This is a genomic window from Mucilaginibacter pedocola, from assembly GCF_002013915.1.
In the GTDB taxonomy this organism is placed as follows: domain Bacteria; phylum Bacteroidota; class Bacteroidia; order Sphingobacteriales; family Sphingobacteriaceae; genus Mucilaginibacter; species Mucilaginibacter pedocola.
The window spans coordinates 505974-532895 of the sequence record NZ_MBTF01000012.1 but is presented as its reverse complement, the minus strand read 5'-3'; the positions used below and the strand labels follow the sequence as shown (position 1 = coordinate 532895).

Annotated in this window: 14 protein-coding genes; 12 read left to right on the top strand and 2 right to left on the bottom strand. The window is 46.0% G+C overall.

The window, feature by feature from the left end; all coding sequences use genetic code 11:
- Positions 1-91: 91 nt before the first annotated feature.
- Entirely contained in the window at positions 92-994 is a 903-nt protein-coding gene (locus BC343_RS14590) for an AraC family transcriptional regulator (protein WP_078348521.1), read from the bottom strand.
- A 359-nt stretch (positions 995-1353) separates the two neighbouring features.
- Here BC343_RS14590 and BC343_RS14585 point away from each other — a divergent pair, with 359 nt between their 5' ends.
- The 11 genes from BC343_RS14585 (at position 1354) to BC343_RS14535 (ending at position 18448) form a co-directional block, all read left to right on the top strand.
- The gene (locus BC343_RS14585) at positions 1354-2970 is read left to right on the top strand and encodes a fucose isomerase (RefSeq protein WP_078348520.1); all 1617 of its coding nucleotides are present in this window, start codon (positions 1354-1356) and stop codon (positions 2968-2970) included.
- Between the two features lie 308 nt (positions 2971-3278).
- Positions 3279-4280: a dihydrodipicolinate synthase family protein gene (locus BC343_RS14580; RefSeq protein ID WP_202909792.1), complete on the top strand. Its 1002-nt coding sequence runs from the start codon at positions 3279-3281 to the stop codon at positions 4278-4280.
- Positions 4281-4484: 204 nt separating this feature from the next.
- On the top strand, positions 4485-7529 hold the full coding sequence (locus BC343_RS14575; RefSeq protein WP_162276875.1) for a SusC/RagA family TonB-linked outer membrane protein: 3045 nt from the start codon (positions 4485-4487) through the stop codon (positions 7527-7529).
- 31 nt (positions 7530-7560) lie between these two features.
- On the top strand, positions 7561-9192 hold the full coding sequence (locus BC343_RS14570; RefSeq protein WP_078348518.1) for a RagB/SusD family nutrient uptake outer membrane protein: 1632 nt from the start codon (positions 7561-7563) through the stop codon (positions 9190-9192).
- A gap of 11 nt (positions 9193-9203) precedes the next feature.
- Positions 9204-10238: a sialidase family protein gene (locus tag BC343_RS14565; protein WP_078348517.1), complete on the top strand. Its 1035-nt coding sequence runs from the start codon at positions 9204-9206 to the stop codon at positions 10236-10238.
- A gap of 165 nt (positions 10239-10403) precedes the next feature.
- Positions 10404-11285 carry an oxidoreductase gene (locus tag BC343_RS14560; protein ID WP_078348516.1) on the top strand — a complete coding sequence of 294 codons (882 nt, stop codon included), beginning with the start codon at positions 10404-10406 and terminating at the stop codon, positions 11283-11285.
- A 60-nt stretch (positions 11286-11345) separates the two neighbouring features.
- Positions 11346-12158, top strand: a complete 813-nt coding sequence (locus BC343_RS14555; RefSeq protein ID WP_078348515.1) for a helix-turn-helix domain-containing protein — start codon at positions 11346-11348, stop codon at positions 12156-12158.
- Positions 12159-12295: 137 nt separating this feature from the next.
- Positions 12296-12883 (top strand): RNA polymerase sigma factor, encoded by a 588-nt coding sequence (locus tag BC343_RS14550; protein ID WP_078348514.1) that lies wholly within the window; start codon positions 12296-12298, stop codon positions 12881-12883.
- Between the two features lie 90 nt (positions 12884-12973).
- Positions 12974-13975, top strand: a complete 1002-nt coding sequence (locus BC343_RS14545; protein WP_078348513.1) for a FecR family protein — start codon at positions 12974-12976, stop codon at positions 13973-13975.
- 336 nt (positions 13976-14311) lie between these two features.
- Complete coding sequence (locus BC343_RS14540) at positions 14312-17611, top strand: TonB-dependent receptor (RefSeq protein WP_162276874.1); 3300 nt, start codon at positions 14312-14314, stop codon at positions 17609-17611.
- A gap of 12 nt (positions 17612-17623) precedes the next feature.
- Positions 17624-18448, top strand: a complete 825-nt coding sequence (locus BC343_RS14535; RefSeq protein ID WP_143822185.1) for a hypothetical protein — start codon at positions 17624-17626, stop codon at positions 18446-18448.
- A gap of 383 nt (positions 18449-18831) precedes the next feature.
- On the opposite strand, the gene BC343_RS14530 is transcribed toward BC343_RS14535, so the two are convergent.
- Positions 18832-23010, bottom strand: a complete 4179-nt coding sequence (locus tag BC343_RS14530; protein WP_078348510.1) for a hybrid sensor histidine kinase/response regulator transcription factor — start codon at positions 23008-23010, stop codon at positions 18832-18834.
- 651 nt (positions 23011-23661) lie between these two features.
- Here BC343_RS14530 and BC343_RS14525 point away from each other — a divergent pair.
- A complete protein-coding gene (locus BC343_RS14525; protein WP_078348509.1) occupies positions 23662-26916 on the top strand; it encodes a SusC/RagA family TonB-linked outer membrane protein in 3255 nt (1084 codons plus the stop codon).
- Positions 26917-26922: the final 6 nt, after the last annotated feature.

The following is a 26922-nucleotide window of genomic DNA, read 5'->3' as shown; positions in this document are numbered from 1 at the left end:
AATGTTGCTTCCTTACTCTTAACATAGTTTTATATGAATTTATCAGGAAATTAACATTGCAGGCTTGGTTAACAGGCAATGTTGCTATGTTTTAGTTTAAAATCGGCTGGTAAATATCGGTAAGTTTTTTCTCTAAATACTGCTTTTTAAATTCGGCAGGGGTAGTGTTTTTAATGCGGACGAAGTAGCGGTAAAAGTTAGATACGTTCCCAAAACCGCACTCGTAGCAAATAGCGTTTATTGATAGGTTATCCTCAATTAGTAACCTGCAGGCATGGCTTATCCTTATCTCCATCAAAAACTCATGGTACGATTTGTTGGTCATCATTTTAAAATAGCGGCAAAACGAGGTTACACTCAGGTTGGCCACCTTTGCTATCTCTTCCAGCGGCAAGGCCTCTTTAAAATTGGCCATAGTATGGGCATATATCCTGTTTAACCGCACCGATTCTGCCTCGTTCGACTTGTAAAAATTGGTGGAATTGGCAATATAGCTCACATCATTACTTTGCGAGAGCACATTCAGGATGGATAACAGCGAAAGTATCCGGCTCATGCCTGTTTCCTCAATCACTTTCAGCATCAGCTCGTGTACGATGGTTTTGGTTTTGCCGGTGATGAGCAATCCCCGTTTGGCTTTATCGAAGAGCAAACGGATGGGCAAAGCTTCGGGTATGGAGAGGAAGGGTTTACCCAAAAACTCGGGAAGAAATTGTATCACTATTGCTTCGGTATTGTCCTCCTTGTCCTCGGTATACAGGTCTTCGCGGCAGCGCCAGGTGTGCGGCAGGTTCTCGCCAAGTAATACCAATTCGGTTTCCTCAAAGTTGCCAATGCTGTCGCCCACAAAGCGTACGCCCTGGCCTTTTACTACATAATGCAATTCCAGTTCGGGATGGTAGTGCCATAGTTTGCCAAAATTTGGCTGTATGCGTACGCCCGCGCTGAACGAGTTTTCGTCTTTTACAATGATCTTATAAAAATGAGGTTTCATGGCGCCTGGGTTTACAGCTATTGCCGGTTTATAATAAATGGCTTAAGGCAATTATAAGTAAAAATTATGCAAAAGTTTTCATGGTGGTTTTTTGGTGCCGATGCGAAGCCTCTGTATGAGAGAGGTATTAGTAATTGGATTTTACCTCTATTGGAGTTGTTTTATTAATTATTGAGATAATTATTGCTTATTAATTGTAATGGTTGGCGCGTTTTATAGGTGCCGGGCAATTATTTCCTTAATATGGCTGAAGTTATATATGATAAGAACGTATAATACTCAGGTAAAAACCGACAAGCATTAGTGGCTCTGCAAAGGCATTTTTGGGCTTCCTGTTTTAAGCTTTAAACCCTGTTCATATGTCCTCATCGCAAAAAATAAACAAAGTTATCCTTGTGGCCAGCGGCGATTCGCGCTTGCCCGCTAACCAGCAATGCTGGGATGCGCAGCAAAATATGGAAAGCCTGCTTGGTGCCGCCTTTGAGAAGTTCGGTGTAAAAGTAGAGCGTGCGCATCAATACAATCCTACGCTTGGGCATGGCTTCATCGATTCGCAGAAGATGGGCTTAGACGTGTTCCGCAACATCGATCCCGATACTCCGCTTGTTGTTGCCGAAAACGTTTGGCAGTATTCGCACCACGTGTTGCCGGGTATGACGACCCACCGTGCGCCTATACTGACCGTAGCCAATTGGGATGGCACCTGGCCCGGGCTGGTGGGTATGCTCAACCTCAACGGATCGCTTACCAAAGCAGGCGTAAAATACAGCACGCTGTGGAGCGAGAATTTTGATGATGAGTTTTTTCTTAATAAGCTGGAAGAATGGCTTTTTACGGGAGATATAGCGCATGATAAGTCGCACGTGCGAAGCTATGAGCAGGTGAACATCCCTTTTGAACTGCGTAGTGCGGGTGCTGCATTCGCCAAAAAGTTCCGTGCGGATAAAGCTATTATGGGTGTTTTTGATGAAGGATGTATGGGGATGTATAATGCCATTCTTCCCGATCATTTGTTGCACGCTACGGGGCTGTTCAAAGAGAGGCTGAGCCAGTCGGCTTTGTATGCCGCTATGCTACAGGTTACTAACGAGGAGGCCGAAGAGGTGTTTGATTGGCTGCTGAACCAGGGTATGGCCTTTGACTGGGGCACCAACCCGGCAACAGAACTAACACGCGAACAAACCCTGGAGCAATGCAAAATGTACATAGCTGCCGGCCGCATGGCCGACGATTTTGGCTGCAGCACCATAGGCATACAATACCAGCAGGGTCTTAAAGAACTTACTGCGGTAAGCGATTTGGCAGAGGGCTTACTGAATGCCACGCATCGACCGCCTATATACAACAAAACGGGCTCCGAGCTATTTGCAGGCCGAGCAATCCCTCATTTTAACGAGGTGGATGAATGTGCCGGCCTGGATGGCCTGCTTACTTACCAGTTGTGGCAGGAGCTGGGGATGGAAGGCGATAATACGCTGCATGATATCCGCTGGGGCGAGCATTATAAAGGGGATGGAATTGACGAGTTCGTTTGGGTTTTCATGATATCGGGCGCAGTACCGGCCTCGCATTTAAAAGGTGGCTACAAAGGAGCCAAAAGTATGCGGCAGCCGCCCATGTTCTTCCCGAAGGGTGGTGGCACGTTGCGCGGCGTAAGCAAGGCCGGCGATTTGGTTTGGAGCCGCGTTTACGTAAAGGATAATGCCGTGCACTGCGACCTTGGTATAGGCAAAGCTGTTGAACTGCCCGAAGAAGAAACCAACCGCCGCTGGGCCAAAACCAATATGCAATGGCCCATGATGCACGGCGTACTAAGTGGCGTAACCCGCGATCAGTTGATGGCGCAACACCAGTCGAACCATATACATGTGGTGTATGCCACCAATAAGGAAGCCGCTATAAAAGCCTGCTTTACCAAAGCCGCTGCCTTTAACGAGCTGGGTTTGCAGGTACATTTTTGTGGCGATCTGCAATAGTCCTGTAAATGGCTAAGAGTGTGGGTTTGGCGAGATAAAGCCCGTGTTAAGTTTATGATAATTTTGTATAAAACATTGGCTATTTCATACAAATAATAACCATGGCTATTATTTAAGTTTGTATAAATGAGGGAGATGAAGTACTCGTGCTCTGAATGTAGTATGGAAACTTCGCATCGCTTAAATTAATAAAACTGAAACTTAATTTTAGTTAATGATATAAAACTTTACTAAAAATCAAATAGAACTTATTTACAAAACCTGGCATATGCCTTTGGTGCTTTTGTTGAAAAAGCAACCAAAAGTATGTGGGTTGGCAAATATTGCCCAAAGTTATCCTGCACTTAACCGATGCAGGTAACACCAAAATACTACTAATGATAACTACTGATAAAAAATTTATACCCGTAATGTTAACGCCCTTTGATGAAAAGGGAGCTATTGATAAAGATGCCCTGGCAAGGCTTACCGAATATTACATCCAAAGCGGTGCTAAAGGTTTGTTCGCCAATTGCCTCTCCAGCGAGATGTATGAGCTGACGCCCGATGAGCGCGTAATGGCCACCCGCCTTATTACTCAAACCGTGAACGGCCGCGTACCGGTGGTAGCAACAGGCATATTTGAGCGGGATGCGGCGGCCAATGTGGAGTTTATAAAACGCATACACGATACCGGGGTAGATAGCGTGATACTCACCACCAGCCTGCTTGCTGATGAAGAGCAGCCCGATAGCGTTTTAGAAGCGGCCTTTGATGAGATATTGAACAGAACGGAAGGCATAAACTTTGGCTTTTATGAGTGCCCGTTGCCTTATAAGCGCATTGTATCGCCGGCCTTGTTGGGGCGCCTGTTGCAGTGGGGCAGGGTGACATATTTTAAAGATACCTCGCTCAATTTGGAGCAGGTGACGGAGAAGATAGCAGTGGGCGAGGGGTACCAATTCGGGCTGTACGATGCCTACATGGTGAACGCGGTGGCTTCGCTTAGGGCGGGTGCTGCGGGGTTATCGTGCATACAGGGTAATTACTTCCCGGAGCTGGTGGCCTGGCTGTGCGAGAATTATAACAAACCGCGTTTGGCACCGCAGGTATTGCGTGCGCAACAGTTCTTTACTGATAATATGGACATTATGCACGACTATTACCCCACCAGCGCCAAAGAGATGCTGGAGCTGCGCGGTTTTGCCATCAATACCTTTTCGCGTAAAGGCACGCCACGCCCAAGCCCGGAAGATGCGCAGAAATTCGCACAGCTTTACCGCGCATACCGCGAGATAGAAGAAGAACTATTACTAAACACTGTGCTATAACCTAATTATTATTTAAACATTCAAAACCCCATGATATGATAAAAACGATACTCGAACAGTAAACCTACCATCCGCGCCATCCCACAGGCTCGGATGCCTGAAAAATTAAACCTTTTATTAACCAAATTTCAATGTGCAAAAAGAATGAGATCTTATTGTAACGGAAGGAGTACGTCCTTTTCCCAAACCTTAAAACGAGGCAAAATGCAACTGGCTACAAAGCAGTTGGCCGTTTTGCTGGCATTTACCGCGCTGCTGGCCGGTACAAATGCCGGGGCTTATGCCGCCCCCCTGGCCCATGCCACACATGCGGCAGAAATTAAAATTCATGGTACCATTACCGACTCGAAAGGCAACACGCTTCCCGGCGTAAGCATACGGGTTAAGGGCAGCACCAAAGGCACCATATCCGATCTTAACGGTAACTACACACTGGCCGTTACCACGCCTGCTGTGGTAGTTTACTCTTTTGTGGGTTTTACCACACAAGAAGTGAACGTTACCGACCAAACTACCGTGAATGTTAAATTACTGGAAGGTGCCAACGCGCTTAGCCAGGTAGTCGTAGTAGGTTACGGTACACAATCTAAACGTAACGTAACCGGTTCAGTAGCCAAGGTAGACCTTTCGCAAACGCGCGATTTGCCCAACACCAACGTTACCGAGTCTATCCGTGGCCGTGTGCCGGGTGTGCAGTTCAATTCTAACGGCAGGCCGGGGCAAAACGGTACCATTTTGGTACGTGGTGCGCGCTCGCTGGGCGGTAATAACAACCCGCTTATTGTGGTTGATGGCGTTTTCTTCAACGGTAGCCTGAGCGATATCAACCCTAACGATATCGAATCGATAGACATTTTGAAGGATGCCAGCGCGGCAGCCATTTACGGTTCGCGCGCAGCTAACGGCGTTTTGCTCATTACTTCTAAAAAAGGTACTACCGAAAAGCCCATCATCAGGTTTAACTTATACACCGGCGTATCTGATGCGGCACATACTATCAAATTATTATCGGCAGATAGGTATTTAGAAAAAACGCTTGATTACCAGAAAGAGATAGCTACAGCTACCAGTCCTGCTATAAAAACGGCGCCGGAGTATTTAACCACTGCCGAGAAAGCCAACTACGATGCAGGCAAGGTGATAGACCCATGGAAAGAGGCCTCGCAAAACGCCATATTCTCATCAGCCGATGTGAGCGTATCTGCAAAGGCGGGTAAAACATCGTTCTATAACTCTGCATCGTACACCAACGAGAAAGGTATTTTATATAACGATAACCAAAAACGTGTAACCCTGCGCTCGAACATCGAAACCTCGGTTACCGATTGGCTGAAGATAGGTATGGCCAGCACCTTTGTAAACCGCGACCTATCGGGTATAGCCTCCGACCTGAACAGCCTTTACTACAGCAGCCCTTACGGCACCTGGCGCTACGCCGATGGCGAGCCTACGCAGTTCTCGGTACCTACCGAAACTATTTCGGGTAACCCCATACGCTCATCCATATTAACCAAAAACGAAGAGATCGCACGTAACCTGTTCGCTAACTTCTATGGCATCTTGAATATTCCGCAGGTGCCGGGTTTGGCTTACCGTGTTAACTTCTCGCCAAACTACCGTTGGGATCATACCTACAATGCTACCCGCCAGGATCTGCATTTGGCAAACAATACCAAATCGGCCAGCAAATTTAATCAGGAGAGCTACGATTACGTGATAGAAAACATCCTGACCTACAACAAATACATCGGCACCGATCATTACTTTGATGTTACCTTGTTGTACGGCCGTAACCGCAGCGGTTTCGAGAGCACTACTGCCAGCGGCGCACAATTAACCAGTGATGCCCTGGGTTGGAACAGCCTGCAATTTGCCGGTACGCCAACCATAGCATCAAGCGCGCAATTGGTAAACGGTATATCGTCAATGGCAAGGTTAAATTACCGCTTTAAAGAGCGTTACCTGTTAACCCTCACCGCCCGCCGCGATGGTAGCTCAGTATTTGCCAAAAATAATAAGTACGCAACCTTCCCATCGGCATCGTTAGCCTGGATAATTTCGGATGAACCATTCCTGAAGAACAACGAGACACTCAGTTCGTTAAAATTGCGCCTTTCGTATGGTTCGGTGGGTAACCAGGCTATCAGCCCATACCAATCGTTAAGTTTATCAAACACCAACAACTATGTTTATGGCAACCCGGGTGTTACCGCTTTGGGTGTATTCCCTGCAAATATTGCTAATGACAACCTGAAATGGGAAACCACTTATACTACCAACCTTGGTTTAGAGTTCGGTTTATTTAAAAACCGCATTACCGGTACGTTGGAGCTTTATAACAGCAAAACCAAAGACCTGCTGGTTACCCGTGCCATACCTGTTATGACGGGCTTCACCAGTGTACTTACCAACCTTGGCGAAACCAACAATAAGGGTATAGAGCTTGCCCTGAATATCGAAAACATTAAAGGCCGCAAATTCACCTGGACAACCAACATTACCGCATCAGCAAATGCCAATAAGATTGTTCACCTATACGGTTCGGACGTTAACAACGACGGTAAAGAAGACGACGATGTAGCCAACAACTGGTTCATTGGTAAGCCTATCACTTCGTTCTACGGCTACCAGTTCGATGGTATTTACCAGCAGGGCGATGTTATCCCCGCAGGCTCACAACCGGGCTTTATCCGCTTTAAAGATTTGAACGGCGACGGCGTTATCAACGCATCTGACCGTTCGGTAGTGGCATCGGGCGGCTTGCCAAAATTTATGGGCGGTTTGGGTAACACCTTCACCTATGGCGGTTTTTCGTTGAACATTTTTGTGAACACCATGCTGGGCTGGAAAACGCCTTTCATCCTGTTGGATCCCAACTCGTCTATCAGCGAGAACTCGCCGGGGCGTGCGCTTAACCAGATTGATGCCGGCTGGTGGACACCAGAGAACAAATCTACCACCCGCCCGTCGCTGGTTTACACCAACCCATTGGGTTACCAATACTACGTAAGCCGCAATTTTGTAAGGATACAGGATGTAACACTGGGTTACAATATACCAAAAAGCATAGTAGAGAAACTAAAAATGGCCAACCTGAGGGTGTATGTAAGCGGCAAAAACCTGCATACGTTCACCAACTACCCGGGCTCGGACCCTGAGATAAACCCCGGCACTTCGGCGGCTACCATCAAATCCAATATGTATCCGCTGGTGCGCACTATTTCGTTCGGCGTAAATGCGGGTTTTTAATAAACAGTAAATCATTGTTAGATAAAACGATATGAAAAGAATTAATAAAAGGATCTTTGCAGCCGCACTGCTGATAGCAGTAGCTGCAGGGGCCTGCAAAAAATCTGTTTTGGATGAAACAGCTTTGGCAAGGCTTTCCTCGGATGTGAATTTTAAAACCAAAACCGGTTTTGATAACGCCGCCACCGCCCTCATTTTTGCCGCCCGCGACGAGTTCAACGGCGAAGACCTGGGCCGCTGGTACGATATGGACTTGGGTACCGACCTGGGCACAACAGGGCAGGAGCAAACCGTTAACTTCCGTAATTACACCACCTTCCTTACACCAACAGCATCGGCAACATCAAGCTACTGGAACTGGGCGTACACGCAAATGGTATTAAGGGCCAACACGATCATCGAGTATGCCTCTAAGCCTGAGTCGGCTGCATTGTTCGCCAACGAGGCCGAGCAAAATGCCTACATAGCCGAGGCCCGTTTTTTCCGGGCGTACACTTACAATACGCTTGCTGAATTGTATGGTGGCGTGCCTATTGTTGACCGTACTTACCAATCCCCTAAAACGGATTTTACCAGATCGACGCGTGAGCAAACCTACGATTTTGCCCGCCAGGATGCCGAGTTTGCATCGCAATGGCTGCCTGCAACCGTTGCTAATGATAAACAGGGGCATATTGTAAAAGGCGCCGCCGACCATTTGCTTACCGAGATATACATCAACCTTAAGCAATACGATAAGGCCATAGCCAGTGCATCGGCAGTAATTAACAGTGGTTTGTATAGGCTCATGACCACACGCTTTGGTGTGAATGCAGCCCAACCCGGCGATGTGTATTCGGACTTGTTTTTAGAAGGCAATCAAAACCGTAGCACAGGCAACCAGGAATCTATCTACGTATGGCAATTTGAGAACCTCATCACCGGTGGTGGCGGCTCTACAGGCCGTAACAACCTTATCCGCGGCTGGACACCCGCGCTGTGGAACCTGTTGGCACCCGATAGTAAAAGCGGTATGGCCATTACCGATAGCCTTGGCCGTGGTGTAGCGTACTCGCGCCCAACCACCTGGTATTTGTTCGACTTGTTCCGCGATGATTGGAACAACGATATCCGTAACTCTAAATACAATATCCGCCGCACGTTTTACTATAACAATACCGGCACAACGTATTTTGGTAAGCAGGTAGAAAAACGTACCACGCAGGAGGATACCATGCGTAACGTTTACCCGTACTTGCGCAAGGTAGAAGGTAAACCGTGGAACGGCGATGCAACATCGGGCGGTACCGGGAAGGATTTTGTAGTATATCGCTTGGCTGAAACCTACCTGCTACGCGCCGAGGCATACCTTGGCAAAGGCGACCTGGCCAATGCTGCCGCAGATATTAACGCCGTACGCGCCCGCTCTAACGCAAAACCGGTTGATGCTTCAGCTGTAAATATCGACTATATATTAGATGAGCGCGCCCGCGAGCTGATCACTGAGGAACGCAGACGGTTAACGCTAAGCCGCCTTGGTAAACTGGTAGAACGCGTAGGCAAATACCAAACAAGGGCCGATGTAAAGGCAACCATAAAAAGCTACCATGAATTGTACCCTATACCACAATCGGCAATTGATGCTAACTTTGGTGCCAAGCTCGAACAAAACCCCGGTTACTAAGAATAATGTACATGATAAAAAGAACTGTTATTTGTTTGCTACTTGCCGCAGGCAGCTATAAGGCCGTTGCGCAAAGCAAATGGACCAAATTACACGAGGGGCTGGTGTTTGCCGATGCCCCGTTTAAAAATTGCCATGCATCAACCATTGTAGAGGCTAAAACAGGCGAGCTTTTGCTCGCTTGTTTTGGCGGCTCGCAGGAGGGAAAGAATGATGTGGTGATATGGGCAGGCAAAATAAATGCTGAAGGTAAAGTTGCCCCGGTACAAGTGGCCGATGGCAAGGGTAAAGACAGTACCCAATTCCCCTGCTGGAACCCCGTGTTGCTGAAAAAGAAAGACGGGCAGATGGTGCTTTTCTACAAAATTGGCCCTAACCCGCGTGAGTGGTGGGGGATGTACAAAACATCTAACGACGAGGGCGCTACCTGGTCGGCAGCTACGCGATTGCCCGATGGCATATTGGGGCCTATTAAAAACAAGGCTGTGCAGTTGAAGAATGGTACCATACTATGCCCATCGAGCGTAGAGCTGGCCAACGGGCATTGGAAGGTGCTGATGGAGCAAACAGATGCTGATTTTAAAAAATGGATTTCTACCCCGGTAGATACAGCCTCTAAATTTGATGTGATACAACCCAGCGTATTGTTCTACGGTGGCCGAAAATTGCAGATACTTTGCCGCAGTAAGCAGGGCACGGTGGTGCAGGCATGGTCTAAAAACAATGGCAAGGCGTGGTCGGCATTAGCTAAGACTACTTTGCTTAACCCCAACTCGGGTACGGATGCCGTTACCCTGAAGAATGGCAAACAGCTTATAGTTTATAACCCTGATGTACCCGGGAAAGACTGGTGGAACGGGCGCGCTAACCTCCGCGTAGCCATATCATCCGACGGGCAAAAATGGGAAGACATTATGGAGCTGGAGCACGGCACAAAAGAAGAATACAGTTACCCGGCCATCATCCAAACTAAGGATGGGCTGGTGCATATCACCTACACTTACGACCGTAAGAATATCAAATACGTTGTTATCAAAGAGGGGTAACAGAAATAGTTGATTCGGGGGCTGCTTCATTTGAGGCAGCCTTTTTTGTTTTAAGGCCGTACGGACGAGCTTCTGCAATTAATGAGCCTTTAAACAAAGTTAATTGAGCTTGTGAACAAAGTGCGGGGGCTTAAAGCCATATAGTTTTGCATAAAAAAAGTAATTATGTCGAAAATATGGTTTATAACAGGCGCGTCCCGCGGATTGGGCCGCAGCCTTACCGAAGCGGTATTGGCCACAGGCGATAAAGTAGCCGCAACTGCACGTAATATTGATAGTTTTAAAAGCCTGCGAGAGCAGTATAAGGATACATTATACCCCTTGCAACTTGACGTTACCGATTATGCAGGCGTACACCAAGCGGTAGCAGATGCGGTTGCGCATTTTGGCGGTATTGATGTTTTGGTTAACAATGCCGGTTTTGGTATTACCGGGGCGGTCGAGGCTTTTAGCGATGAACAGGTACGCGGCCAGTTAGAAACAAACTTGTATGCGCCTATAGAAATTACCCGCGCGGTATTGCCTTACATGCGTAAACAACGCTCGGGCCACATTTTGCAGATAAGTTCAATAGGTGGGCGCGTAGGCAGTGGCGGCGTTACCGTTTACCAGGCGGCAAAATTTGGCCTGAGCGGTTTTAGCGAAGGGCTTGCCATAGAAGTTGCCGATTTTAACATTAAAGTTACCTGTATAGAACCGGGCGGTTTCCGTACAGATTGGGCTGGCGATTCGATGACCTACGCACCTGCAATAGATGGGTACGATACCGTTAACAAGCGGATGGAGCTATTCCAATCAGGCTCGTTTAAACCCATTGGCGACCCCGATAAGGCAGCTAAAGTAATGATAGATGTAGTAGGCCAAACCGAACCGCCTCTACACTTGTTATTGGGCAGCGAGGCTGTAGGTATTGTAAAGTATTCGGAAGCTGCTAAGCTGCGCGAACTGGAGAAATGGGAAGAGGTAAGCATGTCGACAGACAGTGATGATGCCGAAAATTTCTTTGAATCGGAAGCCGGCAAACGTTTCCTTAACCTTAAAAAATAAAGCAACCGGGCGGCAGGGTAAAATGCCCTGCCGTTTTGTTTAAATACTAATTTTGTAATCATGACCACCGGGGAAAGGCCACACATCGCTTATTCGTGCTATCACACGCGCAGCAGGGGAGGCGAGCAATTTGTTGCCGAGCATGTATTCAGTTTACAAATATCGGGCAGGCTTACCATTACTGATGGCCAGCAAACCAACGTTTTTAACGAGGGTGACCTGAGGCTGATCAAGCGCAATAACCTGGTGAAATATGTAAAGGAGCCCCCGGCAATAGGCGGCGTGTTTAAATCGGTATCGGTATACCTCGATCAGCAATCGTTACGCAATTTTGCTATGCAGCATGGTTATCCGCAAGCTGTGCATCAGCGCTCGCCTGCCATCCTCAGTTTGCGGCCGCATGTGCTTTACAAAAGCTTTATGGAGTCGATACTACCCTACGTACAAAACGATTTAGATGTAGGCGAAGAGCTGCAGCAGCTTAAAGTAAACGAGGCCATATTGCTGTTGTTGCAGGTTCAACCCTCGCTGGCCGATATTCTTTTTGATTTTAGCGAACCCGGCAAAATAGACCTGGAGAGTTTTATGGAGAAGAACTTTCATTTTAACGTACAGATGAAACGCTTTGCCTACCTCACCGGCCGCAGCCTTGCCACCTTTAAACGCGATTTTGAAAAGATATTTAATACCTCTCCCGGCAATTGGCTTTTGCAACGCCGCTTGCAGGAAGCTTACTATCTCATCAAAGAAAAAGGCTGCGCGGTTTCTGATGTTTACCTGGATGTGGGGTTTGAAGACCTCTCGCACTTTTCGTACGCTTTCAAAAATAAATTTGGGTCGGCTCCTTCTAAATTAACTGCGCAGGTTAAATAAGTGGCTGTAAACTACAGCCATGTGCCCATCCGCCGGAGCCTTCCAAATTAGATGTTTAAATATGGAATAACTTAACAGCTTGTTAATATGGCTATATCCCGGGCTTGCTACCTTTGGCATGTTTCATATATAACAATATGCCATTGCAACAGTATACCGACCAGCAACTCTTAGCGCAATGGAAGAAGGGCAGCAAACGTGCTTTTGATGTATTGTTTAACCGCTATTTTTATAAACTTCATCAATACACGCTAAAGCGCTTAAATAACCGCGAACTGGCGGAGGAACTGGTTATGGATGTGCTGTTGCGGTTATGGCAGCATAAGGATAACCTGAGCGAGGATAACTCCCTTAATGCTTATTTGTTCCGCTCGGTGATGAACGCCATAGTAGACCATTTGCGGAAGAACGCCATTCAAACTTTAACAATGGAAGGCCTGAACCTCGATCATTTGAGCGTTCCGGGCCACGAAGATCATCTCCATCAACAAGACCTTAACAATATTTACCTCGAAACACTTAATGGCCTTAGTACTAAACGCAAACGCTCGTTTGAGCTTAGCAGGCACGAGGGCATGAGCCATAAAGAAATTGCTGCGGAGATGGATATATCTGTAAGTACCGTTAAACAGCATATTAACGCCACGCTTGGCGTATTAAGAGAAACCATGAAAGAACATACCGACGTTGCTTTCACGCTTTTCTTTGCCGTTTTTATTTTCTGACACCCATCCCCGGGCACTTTTTAAAAAGAATTTCTTTTCTGATTAGTACCATGCACCGCTGCTTACGTATTAGATAGTAAGACAACAGGCATGCAGGACACAGAAGCTAAAGTTTTATTAAAAAAATACATCAACGGACAATGCTCTGCAGAAGAACTTGCCTTTGTGTTGAAGTATATTCAGCTTCCTGAAGGAAAGCAAGCGCTGGAAAACCTGTTGCTGGAAGATTGGAATGAATTTGAAAGTACAGAAACCGCGCCCACCGATTCCGCACTTTGGTACGAGCGGTTTAATAACCGGGCCGGTACACAGCCGACAATTCCTATTTTACGCAGGTACAGCTGGCTAAAATATGCCGCCATATTATTATTGGTTACCGGTATTGGTGCTGGTTTGCTACTCAGGCAACCATCCGGTAAAACAACCTTGCAACCTGCCATGGCAGAAAAGTATAATTTACGCGGAAGCCGCACGCGCATTATGTTGCAGGATAGCTCGGTTGTTTACCTCGGCCCTGATAGCAAGTTGCGTTACCCCGAACAACTGAACGGAGCCACCCGCGAAATTTACCTTGAAGGCGAAGCTTTTTTTGAGGTGAAGCACGAGAGCAAACGCCCGTTTATTGTGCATACCGGCAATGCGCAGACACAGGTACTGGGAACATCCTTTAAAATTGAGGCATTTGCTAACCAACAGCTTGCAGTGGCCGTGGCAACCGGTAAAGTAAGCGTGGGTTATCGCGGGCAAAATCATCAAATAAAATCGATAGCCGTACTTACACCCGGTAAAAAAGTGAACTGGGACCCAGTGACCCACCAATCTGGAATAACAACATTAGCCACGGGGGATATAAATGGCTGGAAAGACGGCAATCTGGCTTTCACGGATGCCCGGCTTGATGATATAGCCCTTTGCCTGGAAAGGTGGTACAATGCAAAAATTATTATTAAGGGCGATAAGCCTAAAGCCTATAGTTTAAGCCTGAATGTTAACGGTAAAGCGCCAATAAACCTGGCGTTGGATGCTATTACCGGCGCCACGGGCTTAAAGTACAGCATCAACCAAAATCAAATCATCATATCTAAAAAGTAAAACCTGTAACGGAGGGAGTATATGCAAAAGTAGGTTTACTTAAAAAAAGAAATCCACTCCCGGAAGCCGGGAGCAGATCTGATCAGATTAACCTTAAGCCAAAAGTTTTCGACGACGCAGGCTTAAAGCAATCAACCCGCAGGTTTTAAACCGGCGGCATTAACATAATTATGCCTTTACAGACACAAAACATCAATGTTCAAATTTATGCAAAAATCAGCAGAACCCTGTTTTGCTGACAGAATTATATTAACCCCTTGTCATGGTCAACGTATATCATTACTGCCCAATACTACCAAACAAGAACGTAAACCCGGATTTAATTGGCGTTTCCTGATGAAATGCTCGTTTATTGCGCTTGTTATACAAATCACTTTCGCGGGGCTGCTTTTAGCTTTTACCGTTAAAGGGCAAAACCTTAACGAAGTTAAAGTGGCGCTTAACCTAAACAACGCCACCGTAAAAGAAAGCTTGCTACAGCTGCAAAAGAACAGCGCTATAAAGTTTACGCTCTTTAACCAGCTATTAGCACAGGAAGAAAAGAAAGTAACATTAAACACACCCGATATATCGGTAGCCGATGCGCTGAAAAAGATATTGGCCGGTACCCGGTTAAGCTACAAGCTTGTTAACGAATTTATTGTTATAGAGGCAAAGGCAGTGCCACCAAAGCCCGGCCGTGTTTTGGGTAAAATTGTAGATGAGAAGGGGTTGCCATTACCCGGCGCATCTGTTAGGGTAATAGAAACGGGCAGCGGCGTTATGAGTGCTGTTGATGGTACTTACGCCCTAAGCTTGCCTCCCGGCACTTATACCATCGAGGTTAGTTTCGTATCGTTCCAAACCCAACGGGTTACCGGTGTTTTGGTTACGGAAAATAAAAGTACGCCGTTGGATATTGCCCTTAAAACCGATGCAAAGGGTTTAAAAGAAGTAGTGGTTACCACGGGTTACAGAAAGGCTTCTGTTGCAGGTTTATATGCACAGCAAAAAAATACATCAAACCTTTCGGATGGTATCTCTGGCGACCAGATAGGTGCCACACCGGATAAGCATGTGGGCGAAACACTGAAGCGAATAGCAGGCGTATCTACAAACGAAAACAGGAAAGTAGTTATACGCGGTATTGCCGAGCGCTACAACGTATCGCTGCTAAACGGAAGCTCGTTGCCAAGTACAGATGTGCAGGAACGCGATTTTGAGTTTAACCTTATCCCCACCAACCTGGTAGAAAACATTGTTGTGGCTAAATCAATCACCCCGGATATGCCTTATGGCTTTGCAGGTGGGCTTGTCCAGATAACCACCAAATCGGTTCCCGAAAGTGATTTTATTTCTATCACCGTAGGTAACTCGTTCAATAGCCGCACCACCGGGAAGGATTTTTTAGGCTACGGGCGCGGTAAATACGATTATTTAGGCTTTGATGATGGCACCCGTAACCACTTCCCAAGTGGGTTGCTGAACCTGATTGGCCAATTTGACCCTACAAAAACCGACGAACAGAATAAAATTACGGCAGCACAGGTTGGCGAACAAAACAAACGCATTGGTGGTACAGAGCGCTTGGGCGCGCGCGTTTTTCAATCATTGCCATCGCAAAATTACCAGTTGAGTTTAGGAAGGGCGTATTCGCTCAGCGCCGATAAAGTGCGTAAGCTTGGCTTTGTAGGCTCGTTGAGTTACCGTAATACCCAAACTAATGATTATGTGCCGAACATGCGCCGGGGCGATTGGTCGCACGAGCCTGCCCGCGCGAACGATCCTACTGACGTAAATACCGGTAATATATATGGTTTTAACACCACGTTAGGGTTATTGTTAAACGGTGGCTTTAAAACAGAAAAACATCAAATAAACACGTATAACCTGTATACCCGCATATTTGATAACCGGTTTAGCCGATACACCGGGTGGACGTTTGAAAGCCCGAAGAATGATGCGGATATGAAATACCCAAGCATACAGGAGGATGACAGGCCTAAATTTATAGACTTGCTGCAAAACAAAGTAAGCGGTACGCATCGTTTAAATTCATTCACTATTGAATGGGGCCTGGCGCGCACCGCTTTAAATTCGATAGAAAGGGATGCCGTGTCGGCCTCGCAAACATCCAAAGAAATTTCGAACACGGTACTTTATACTTATAATACCGGTACCATAAGCGACCCAGGATCTGGCCCATTGCACCGCGACGAGTACATTTATAAAGAAAAAAATATAGATGCCGTGTTTAGCACTGCCTATGACTTTAAACTCGGCGAAACCAGGCACACCTTTAAAACCGGGGCCAACTATTTAAAAAAGCATGCTTTTTACGATTGGCAAATATTGCCTATAGCCAAAGGCCCAAATTCTACCGTGCCTATAGAAACCATCCCGGTACAAGAGTGGGGCAACTATATGGGTATGGAAGACCCGGGGCATAGTTTGTTCTATTTTAAGCAGGATTATACCTCCAACCAGTTTGAGGCTAAAAGCATAAACGGCGGCGCATTTATTATGTTAGATCATAAGCTGCTGCCGGGGCTGCGCATAGTATGGGGCGGCAGGGCCGAATATTTTAAACTGGATACTATAAAAAACTCAGCCAGTTTGCTGAGAGACAAAAACAGCAGGATATTTTTTGCAGAAAAGAAGGATTGGTATTTCCTGCCATCGGCAAATATTACTTACTCGCCGGTTAAGGATGTTAATGTGCGTGCTTCTTATGCAAAAGCTGCTGTGCGCCCCGGCATGATGGAAAATTCGAGGTTCTCGCGTTTCAACCCCAACTACGGCTCGTTGGTAAGGAGCCAGGGCGTTAGCAGCACTCTTATTGATAATATCGACGCCAAAATAGAGCTGTTTCCGGGTGCCGGTGAGTTATTGTCGGTAGCTTACTTTTATAAATATTTTGATAAGCCTGCCGAGTTTTACCGGATAGATAACGAAAACAATGGCAGAGGGTACATTACCATCTCTAATTCTGATTGGGCCAAGGTAAAAGGCTGGGAGTTTCAGCTTCGTAAAAGTTTAGGTTTTGTATATAGCGGGCTTCCTTTTTTAAAGGATGTGTATGTAAGCGGTAACCTTACCCTGCAAAATTCGCAGGTGAGGGCGCGCGAATTACAGTACGAAAAAACAGCCGCGGGTGCCGATACCGTGTATTATAAATACCTGAAATACCCACGCGCCCTATACGGCCAGGTGCCGTTATTGTACAATGCCGGCATACAATACGCCGGCAAAAAACTTGGCGTGAACATTACGCTGAACCATGCAGGCAACAAAACCTTTATCACAGGGATAGAGCCCTTGTTTGTTGAATACGAGAGGCCCCGCACGCAAATGGATGCCCAGGTAAGTTACAGGTTCCTAAAAAGCAAAATGGAAGCGAAATTGAATATGAGTAACCTGCTCGATGCGCCTTTCCGCTACTTCATTAACGACCCAACAACCTATGAGTTGAAGCCCGGGAACGAAGGCAAACTAAACCTGGAGTGGAACGATAAATATGCCTACAAATTTGGTTTCTCGGAAAAGTTTGAAGAAGGGTACATAGACCCCGCCACCAACAGGCTGGTGGGCGACAGGCAAACAGCTACCCGCTACGTTGGCCGCACATTCAGCCTTTCTTTATCCTATAACTTTTAACGCATGCATATCATGATAAAAACATATAAAATAATTTACCTGGCAGCAATATTACCCATATTACTATTGTATAGCTGCCAAAAGGATGGTGTACACATTACGCCAACTATAAAAGCCATCAACAAAAACTTCAGCATCAGTGGGTTTGTGTTGGGCGATACGCTTGAACAATACTTTGATGGTGTTAAAATGCGCGACTATTACGGGCAGGTAAGGGTAACGTATAACCAAAATCAAATGGCCTTTGTGACAGACGAAGTAAATATGGAGCTGCGGAAAAAGAGTACAGGTGAAACTGTTTACAGGCAGAAGTTCAGCATCAAGGATGAAGAAAACGTGGTGCCCAAATTTTATTTCAACGGGTTGCAGTTTAGTAATGGGTACACTTACCCGGCGCCGCAAGGGGATGATTATACGGCTAATTTTTATGTAGATAAAAAAGGAGGCGCTGGCCTTGTAGACATAAACATTGAGGTGCTTGAATATTACTACGATAGCACCAAGCCCGACCCGATAGTGGTTGTAAATACTACCGTTTTGCCACTGGCACAAAATGTTAAGCCCGGGGAATGGACACCTTACGTAAAAATGCCGGTACCTGTTGCAACACCACAACAAAGCGGTACCGACCTGTACCCCATTGTAGTGGTGAGAGACGCACAAACTAAAGAGTACTACGTAAACAAAAACAGGGATTACAGTACCATTAATATGGAGCTTCCGTATGACGGCGTTTCTCCGGGTAAAGTGCAAAGTATGTACATGAACAAGAAGCCTGCTGATGCCAATAGTTTCTTCCTGGAGTACCTTGATCTTGTACAGTTGTTTCCGCAATAGTAAACAGCTTACAGCGTGTTCATAATGTGTTTTTTTTCAGGAGGGCGGTGTTTTTGCACCGCCTTTTTATTCAAACTCATGTACAATTCTAAAAACGAACCCGAGTATCAAAGAGGGCTGCTTACGCTTGGCTTAATTACTGCCACTGCCGGCTTGCTTATCTTCTTTGTTTTGTGGTGGCAATTATTGGGGCCTTTAGTTTCATAAGCTATCGGTATGCCCGGCATTCTGATGAGTACACTTTTCTGTATTTTTTTAAAAAGGAGCACACATAAAAATAATTGATGAGCAGATGGCTTTTTGGTTGCCCCTAAACCAAACGCAAGGGGCGAATAACTTTTACTATTTCAATATTCTAAACTTAAGCGGAAAGTATTGCAATTCTATTCTCTTTTCAGCGATCGCATAAATTGCAGTGGCGACTTACCATATTCTTTTTTAAATGCCCGCGAAAAGTTGGAATTGCTTTGTAAACCTATTCTGTCGGCAACTTCGTTCATGGCAACATCTTCATGTGTCATTATCTGGATGGCTTTTTTGAGGCGGATAGTCCGGATGAACTCTGCTACCGATTGATCGGAGATGCTTTTTATTTTTTGATAAAGTTTTGTGCGGCTGATGTATAAATGGTCGCACAGGAAATCTACATCAAGGTCCACGTCCTGTATGTTATCCTCAATAACCTTCAATAACTTATTCAGAAACTCTTTATCTTTTTCGGAATGAACTAATTCGGTAGCTTCAGACAGGTAATCTTTTGCGTACCGCTGCTTCATTTTTTCGCCCTGTTCAAAGATATTGTTAACGGTTAAAAGCAATAGGTCAACGCTAAGTGGTTTTGCAAAATAGTAGTCAGCGCCCGATTCCATTCCCTCTATTTTTGTATCGAGCGCATCTTTGGCCGATAGTATCACGAAAGGTATATGGCAGGTTTCAAACTGCTCTTTAACCAGTTTGCAAAACTCTATACCATTCATGCCGGGCATCATTACATCGCTGATGATCAGGTCGGGTACTTTATCTATGGCCAATTCGAGGCCCTGCTGCCCGTCTTCGGCTTCATAAATAGTGTAATAATTTTCGAAGGCTTGCTTTAAAAACAGGCGCAGTTCCTGGTTATCCTCTACCAATAAAATGCGTTTGCGTGTTTTTGGCGTGGTATTAACAGCCGTGTTTTCCGGCTCGGGGAGGGGCAATAAAGTGGCATTATCTATCACCTCCAGTTGTGTTTCTACTGCAGCCCCAGAGGTGTTCTTTTCAGTATCGCTGTAGTTTTCTTCGCCCCAGGGGATGCCGATGATGATCTCGGTACCTTTATAGCGATCGCTGTACACATAAATGTCGCCTTTATGCAGTTCGGTAAGGCTTTTTACAATGGATAACCCCACGCCCGAGCCAAGGTGGTTTTTGCTGATGCGGTAATAGCGGTCGAATATGCGGGTGATAGATTCGCTGCTGATGCCTATGCCGGTATCTGCCACCCTGAAATAGATGTACTTTTTCGCCCTGTATTCCTTGTTCAAGAGTTCGAAACCTGTGTTGAACGATGGCTTGAACTGTTCCATATCAAAAAACAGATCGAAGGAGATGCTGCCCCCCGTGTTGGTGTATTTAAACGAGTTGTTTAGCAGGTTGAAGAGTATTTTTTCCAGTATCTGCACATCAAAATAGCCGGTGAGAGGTTGCCCGTCGGTATTTGCAGTATTATCATTCAGTTCGAAGCTGATGCGTTTGCTTACCGCCATGTTTTGAAACTCCCAGGCCAAATCTTTACAAAATTTATTGATGCCCAACGGCTGCACTTGCAGGCGTATAATGCTATCGGCCACCTTCTTAAAGTTCATCAATTCGCCAATGAGGTTGATAAGACGTTTGGCGTTGCGGTACATCAATTGGTATGAGTAATCGAGCGCGGTATTCTTATTTTGGCTGATCAGGCTTTCCAGCGGCCCCAATATCAGGGTAAGCGGTGTGCGGAACTCATGCGAAACATTGGTAAAGAACATCAGTTGCTGCTGGTAAAGTTCCTCGCGCTGTTTGTGCATTTCCTCCCGTTTCTTTTCGTTTACGGCGCCAACGGCCAGCTCTCTTTTTAGCCTGTACCACCTGGCCTGGTAAATGTATACACCCGCCAAAGCCGAAAGCACGAGCAGCACATAAAACAATTTTGCCGCTGCAGATTTCCACCAGGGCGGGGTAATAATAATGGAGGTTTGTGCTTGTGCCTTGCTCCATATGCCATCATTATTGGTGCCCTCTACCACAAACTGGTAACTATTATAATCAAGGTTGTTATAGGCCGCCGTAGGGTTTTTGCCGTCGGTATACTTCCAGTCTTTATCAAAACCGATAAGCTTATAGCGGTATTTGCATTTTAGAGGGTTGGCAAAATGCATGGACGAAAACGAGATGACGAAATTGTTTTGCAGGTAATTGAGCGTAAGGTTGGTGCAGTAGCCAATAGCTTCTTTGATAGTGTTTTGCGATGTGCCCGCCTCGCCAAATTGGGGCTTTTGATTGTTAATGAGGATATCTGTAAGCACGGGGCTGGCTGCAATTGCGTTAGCCCTTATTTGGGCCGGGTAAAAGTAGTTTAGCCCGCTTATGCCACCAAAAAACAGCCGTCCATCATCGCCCTTGCTTGATGAACCTACTTTAAAGCTGTTGCCCTGCAATCCGTCGTTCTTATCATACCTGATGAGTTTGCCCGTTGCGGTATTGAGGCATTCCAGCCCGTTGCCGCCCATCCAGATGTTGCCAGCATCATCTATCTCCATGCTTTCCACATCTTTAAAAACGCCATAGCTATCGGCGTAAGTTTTAAAGCTGTAGGCATTGGTTTGCGTGTTTAGCGTGAACTTATCCAACCCGCCGCCAATGGTGCCTATCCAGTACGTGCTATCGTTTTGTTTTACAATAGGGTAGGTGTAATTGCTGCTAAGCGCATTTGGCTTTGTAGATGCATTATACTGAAAGCTTTGGGTGATATTGCCGGTTTTATCAAATATCATCCGTTTTAGCCCATGCGTGCTGGAGATGAGCAGTTGCGGTTTATCCTTATCGGCAAAAATAAAAAAGCCTTCGCCATAGTATTTTACCTGGTAGCGGCCTTTATCGTCTTTCCATATCACGCCAAATTTATCGGAGTGGTTGCCAAACCAAATGTTGCCATAGTAGTCTTTCACAAAAGTGTCTATCACATAATTGGGGAAGTTCTCATAACCGGGCGGACGCCACAGGCTTTTACCATCGGCACGCAGTATCTCTATCCCGGCCGAGCTGCCTATCCATAAATTATGCTCATCATCAAATACAAGGGCGGTAATTACATCGTTTTTTAACCTTACCGGGGTGTTGTAGGTGTTATAGTAGCTAAAAGCTTGCGTTTTAATGTTATACTTATTAAGCCCGTTAGCTGTTGTACCTATCCATACATTATGGCCATCGGCTAATACCGAGCGGATATGATTGCCGCTGAGTGAGTTTGAGTTCGCAGGATCTTTCTGCAGCGTGTAAAAAAGCTTTTCGTTCAGGTCGCAATAATTAATGCCACCGCCAAAGGTGCATACCCACAGGCAGTCGGTACGGTCAATAAAAACTCTGCTTAATGCGTTGGAATTTAGGCCATGAGGCGAACTGTGCGGCTTTTCGGCCTGTATAAAATTTAAGTCCTTATCCAGCCTAAATAATGCCGAGCCGGTATTGAGCCAGTAATTCTGTTTGCTATCGCACAAAATATCCCTTACCGACTGATAGCCCGTGCAAGCGAAACTTTTGCCTACTGCTAACAATACGCCATTGCTGCCCTGTTTTTTATCTATCCGCAATACGCTGTTGCCGCTGCTTAAAAGCATATTATTGAACCGGTCGAAGCAAACACGTGCTACGTCGCGCCCTCCAAGCCCGGCAATGCTAAGTGCTTTGAATCTGCCTTGCCTATCGAGCGTATAAACGCCTTTGCTACTTGCAATATGCAGCAAACCATTTCTATCTGCCTCCATCGACGAAAACTGCGCCCCCGCGGGCGGCGTTAACGGCAGCTCTTTTATGGTATTACCACTTAGCCTGTACATTTTAACCTGGCGGTTAGCATAGGTATAAATAATATCGCCGGCCGGCTTATATAGTTTCCAAAAAAAACTGGTGCTGGCTTTGCCGTTCTCAATAATATCGGTATAGGTTTCTGTACGGGTGTTAAAGCGTTGCAGGCCACCCTCGCTGCCTATCCATATGTTGCCATCGCTATCGGGGTAAATGCAGCCAATGCGGTTTTTAAAAGCATTGTTTAGCGGGGTGTTGGTGTTGTAGTATTTTTTTACCGAGTAGCCGTCGTACCTGTCGAGCCCGAAGTAGGTGCCCGCCCAAATATAGCCTTGCTTATCCTGTGCAATATCGTTGGCATCGGTGTGCGATAGGCCCTCATCAACCGTGAGGTAACTGAATTTGTAGGGGTAAGCCTGCCCGGCGGCAATTTGCGGCTTTATAAAATTCGCTGCCATTACCAGCAACACGGCCGTAAGCCGGTAGTTCGGTAAACATCCAATAATGCCCTTAATTGTCATCAGAACAAGATCAAAATTAATATTAGTAAAAAAATGGCAGGCACGTGGCGTGTAACGCTGCAGGCCTATAATATACCGGTTTAATAATTGGTGAGCAGGCAATTACAGAAGAAAATACCCGCATGTTTTTAAACAATAACAAAAATGGTTTTATATGCCGGATAACAGCAATGTACAATTATTAAATGTACGGCAGGCCAACTAATATGTACAATTTGGCAAAGCATTTCAATGGAGCAAGCATGGCGCTTTAACCCGCGCATGTTCTAATGCTGCTATATACTATAATTTCTCGCGGTTAGCATCGCCTCATCCTTTTTCTGAAGGGAAGGCCTGATATGTATTATATGTCAAAAAGTATGTATGCTGTGGCAACCTCCCGCCTCAATTAAGCAAGTCTTTTGTACCAGCCAATTACTGAACTGAATAACGCATAAAACTGCGGCTTTTGCCAACAATGCTTAACGTACCATTTACCGGCCTAACCGGTAATGTAATGCCCACGCCATTGTAAAAGCTGCGGCGCGGCCACACATGTAAACCAATAACAAACCAAGTATAAACCTAAAAACGCAATTGCTAAGAAACAGACAAAAACCTATTAACCTCCATTAAATCAACCTCTAATTATGTGTAATTAAAAGTTTAATTATGAAAAAGACTTTACTCAAAAAAAAATCTATTGTTATAAAGCCCCAGTTTTACCTGGGCAGTATTGCTCTTTTACTTTTCCCCGGCCTAAGTTCTGCTAACAATTTAATCGGCGCCGCCAATAACCACCCTTATGCGGTTATTAAGGCAGCCAAACAAAATGTAGTAACTATAAAAGGCAAGGTTACCGACCAAGCCGACGGGCAAAGCCTGCCGGGTGTTTCGGTAAAAGTAAAAGGCACGGCAATTGCCACCGTTACCGACCTTAATGGTAACTTCACCATACAGGCAGATGATAATGCAGTGCTTGTGTTTTCGTACATAGGTTACGACGCTGCGGAAGTTTCGGTAGGCGGCAAAACAAGTATTAACGTTAGCCTGCGATCGGCCTCCAAAAACCTAAACGAGGTAGTTGTTGTAGGTTACGGTACGCAAAAGAAAACATCTACCACGTCGGCAGTATCAACGCTGGCGGTAAAGGATATAGCACAAAAACCGGTGGTAAACTTAACCAACTCGCTGGTTGGCCGTGTATCTGGTATCATAGCACGCCAGGGTAACGGCGAACCCGGACAGGATGCTTCGCAAATCACCATAAGGGGTGCTGCCACCACCGGCCGTACAGGTGCCCTTACTATTGTTGATGGTGTACCACGCGATTTTAGCCGTTTAGACCCTAACTCGATTGCTACTTTAACGGTATTAAAAGATGCTGCCGCGGTAGCCCCTTATGGTGTGGCCGGTGCTAACGGTGTAATACTCATTACCACAAAGCAAGGTAAATCGGGTAAGCCTCAATTAACTTATAATGGGTACTACGGTTTTCAGAACCCTACCATCATTCCCAAATTTGTTGATGCCGTGCAATACGCCAGGCTGAAGAATGAAGCCGCCGTTAACGATGCTGCTATAGGCGCAACCGTTAACCTGCCGTATACCGAGCGGGATATTGAGTTATACGGCAACGGACAGGACCCCGACGGGCACGCCAATGTGCAGCCGCTTGAAGGTATCATCCGCAAAAACTCGCCGATGCAATACCACAACTTAACGTTATCGGGTGGTACCGATGACATTAAGTACTTTGCCTCTGTTGGCTATAACCGGCAAGATGGTATGTGGCGTACCACTTACGTTAATAAATTTAACGGGTCGTTGGGTTTAACGGCTAAGGCTACACAGTCAACCACGGTAGATCTTAAAGTAAACGGGTATCAGGAAGACCAGCATTACCCTGCTCAGGGAGCCGGTACCATATTCAGGCAGGCATACAGGCAGCCGCCAATTAGCCCTGTGCGCTACAGCAATGGCTTAGCAGCGGCTTACATTGGCCAATCGTTATACGGCGAGATCTACGATAGCGGCTATCAACTCAATAAAAATAACGCCTTGTTAACGCAGTTATCTATTGATCAGAAATTACCGATCAAAGGTTTAAGCGTAAAAGGTATAGTGAGTTACGATAAAGGGCCCGATCCGTTGGGTTTTAGCCCGGTTCAGAATACCATTACCCGTAAATACGACAAACCTATTGCTTTTGCTACTGTACAGTTGCCTCCGGGTGTTACGCAATACGGCCCGGGTGTAGATTACCTGTATCCTATAAGCTACCAGGGGCAGGCCAAGCCGCTGTTCAGGCAAACATCCAGCGAGAACGTGATGACCACCTATCAGGGTATATTAAATTACAATAACACTTTTGGTAAAAGCGAAATTACAGGCCTTTTTGTAACAGAGTACCGCAAGGTAAGATGGCAGAGCTTTTATGCAGAACGCGTAAACTATGACCTGAGCTTTGATGAGTTGGATTATGGTGGTACAGCCCCTGCAGATTCACGTGTTGGTGGTTCTTCGGGTGGCCAAAAGCAACTGGGCTATGTATACAAGTTTATTTACGGCTATGCAGGCAAATATTTTGCAGAAGCCGCAGGCCGTTACGATGGTAGTTACGTGTTTGCTCCGGGGCACCGTTTTGGTTTCTTCCCGGCGTTCTCGGTTGCATGGCGCTTATCCGAAGAGAAATTCATCAAAAATAATTTTAGCTGGATAGATAACTTAAAGCTTCGTGCCTCATACGGCCAGGTGGGTAACTATCCTAACGGTGGCCAGTACCAATATTTAAGCCAGTTTGGTGTTAATGCCAACTCTGCTGTACTTGGCAATAGCACAACACAAGGCGTATCGGAAAACTTACAGGGTAACCCTGCCATTACATGGGAAAGAGCTAAGAAAACAGACGTTGGTATCGAAGGTACTTTCTGGAATGGCGCTTTAGGTATAGAGGCTGATTACTTTTACGAGAAACGCTCTAACTTCCTGGTTAACCAGTCGGGCGTTATACCGTCGGAGTATGGTGTTACTTTAGGCCAGGTAAACGGTGGTATATTATCTAACCAGGGTGTCGACCTAACGCTTTCAACGTTCAAGCAATTCGAGAATGGCTTGCGTTTAGATGTACGAGGCACTTTCACCTTTGCAAAGAGCAAGGTTATACAGAAGTTTGAGAACGCTTCTACATTCAACAACCCTAACAGGAGGGAAACAGGCCGCCCATTGGGTGAGCAGTTCGGTTTGATCTCTGAGGGTTATTACACTATCGACGATTTTGTTGACCCCACGCTTAAAAGCCTAACTTTAAAACCGGGCATACCTGTGCCTAACTACGGAGCCGTTAAGCCGGGCGATATAAAATATGCCGACATAAACAGTGCTTCTTTTGATGGCAAGCCCGATGGTAAGGTTGATGCGAATGACAGAACAGATATAGGTAACCCCGAAGTGCCGCAAATTATTTATTCACTTGCGCCGCACATCACTTACAAAAACTTCGACTTGGATCTGCTTTTCCAGGGTACTGCCAGAAGTAACCTTCAACTTGGCGGCTTTTTCTCGTTCCCGTTCAACGAGTCGGGTTCTGCAAGCCAGGCAGTGTATCTTGACCATTGGACACCCTCTACGCCAAACGCTACCTATCCGCGCATACAGGCTACGCCAAGTGCAAATAACACGCAGTTCTCAACACATTGGATGAGGAATAACTCATACATCCGCCTGAAGAGTGCAGAGCTGGGGTACACTTTCTCTAAAAACTTGTTAGGCAAGGCCTTCAGTTCGCTGAGGATATACACCGCGGGCCAAAACCTGTTTTTATGGACCCCATGGATGAAAGAGAAGATAGACCCTGAGAACTCCGGGAATTTCCAGAATTACTTCCAGCAAAAAGTAATAACGTTCGGACTTAATGCAACCTTTTAAACTTTA